The sequence below is a fragment of the Streptomyces sp. NPDC002835 genome (assembly GCF_053591995.1).
In genome coordinates this window covers 1-1,829 of the sequence record NZ_JBSFUW010000119.1, presented here as the reverse complement: position 1 = coordinate 1,829, position 1,829 = coordinate 1, and the positions used below count along the sequence as shown (strand labels likewise).

Annotated in this window: 1 rRNA gene; it reads left to right on the top strand. The window is 56.6% G+C overall.

The window, feature by feature from the left end:
- Positions 1 to 1,828, top strand: a 23S ribosomal RNA gene (locus ACWD01_RS37390); the annotation flags it as partial.
- Position 1,829 lies beyond the last annotated feature (1 nt).

Here is a 1,829-nt window from a genome sequence, read left to right as displayed (position 1 = left end):
GGATGGGTAGGGGAGCGTCGTGTGCCGGGTGAAGCAGCCGCGGAAGCGAGTTGTGGACGGTTCACGAGTGAGAATGCAGGCATGAGTAGCGATACACACGTGAGAAACGTGTGCGCCGATTGACTAAGGGTTCCTGGGTCAAGCTGATCTGCCCAGGGTAAGTCGGGACCTAAGGCGAGGCCGACAGGCGTAGTCGATGGACAACCGGTTGATATTCCGGTACCCGCTTTGAAACGCCCAGTACTGAACCAGGCGATGCTAAGTCCGTGAAGCCGCCGGCTGAGTCTTCGGACGAGGTCGGAGTGGTGGAGCCGACGGACCAGACTTGTAGTAGGTAAGCGATGGGGTGACGCAGGAAGGTAGTCCAGCCCGGGCGGTGGTTGTCCCGGGGTAAGGGTGTAGGCCGTGTGATAGGCAAATCCGTCACACATTAAGGCTGAGACCTGATGCCGAGCCGATTGTGGTGAAGTGGATGATCCTATGCTGTCGAGAAAAGCCTCTAGCGAGTTTCATGGCGGCCCGTACCCTAAACCGACTCAGGTGGTCAGGTAGAGAATACCGAGGCGTTCGGGTGAACTATGGTTAAGGAACTCGGCAAAATGCCCCCGTAACTTCGGGAGAAGGGGGGCCATCACCGGTGATAGCACTTGCTGCTTGAGCTGGGGGTGGCCGCAGAGACCAGCGAGAAGCGACTGTTTACTAAAAACACAGGTCCGTGCGAAGCCGTAAGGCGATGTATACGGACTGACGCCTGCCCGGTGCTGGAACGTTAAGGGGACCGGTTAGTGACCTTTCGGGGTTGCGAAGCTGAGAACTTAAGCGCCAGTAAACGGCGGTGGTAACTATAACCATCCTAAGGTAGCGAAATTCCTTGTCGGGTAAGTTCCGACCTGCACGAATGGCGTAACGACTTCTCGACTGTCTCAACCATAGGCCCGGTGAAATTGCACTACGAGTAAAGATGCTCGTTTCGCGCAGCAGGACGGAAAGACCCCGGGACCTTTACTACAGTTTGATATTGGTGTTCGGTTCGGCTTGTGTAGGATAGGTGGGAGACTGTGAAGCTTGGACGCCAGTTCAGGTGGAGTCGTCGTTGAAATACCACTCTGGTCGTGCTGGATGTCTAACCTGGGTCCGTGATCCGGATCAGGGACAGTGTCTGATGGGTAGTTTAACTGGGGCGGTTGCCTCCTAAAGAGTAACGGAGGCGCCCAAAGGTTCCCTCAGCCTGGTTGGCAATCAGGTGTTGAGTGTAAGTGCACAAGGGAGCTTGACTGTGAGACCGACGGGTCGAGCAGGGACGAAAGTCGGGACTAGTGATCCGGCGGTGGCTTGTGGAAGCGCCGTCGCTCAACGGATAAAAGGTACCCCGGGGATAACAGGCTGATCTTCCCCAAGAGTCCATATCGACGGGATGGTTTGGCACCTCGATGTCGGCTCGTCGCATCCTGGGGCTGGAGTCGGTCCCAAGGGTTGGGCTGTTCGCCCATTAAAGCGGTACGCGAGCTGGGTTTAGAACGTCGTGAGACAGTTCGGTCCCTATCCGCTGTGCGCGTAGGAATATTGAGAAGGGCTGTCCCTAGTACGAGAGGACCGGGACGGACGAACCTCTGGTGTGCCAGTTGTCCTGCCAAGGGCATGGCTGGTTGGCTACGTTCGGAAAGGATAACCGCTGAAAGCATCTAAGCGGGAAGCCTGCTTCGAGATGAGTATTCCCACCTCCTTGAGAGGGTAAGGCTCCCAGTAGACGACTGGGTTGATAGGCCGGATATGGAAGCCCTGTAAGGGGTGGAGTTGACCGGTACTAATAGGCCGAGGGCTTGTCCTCA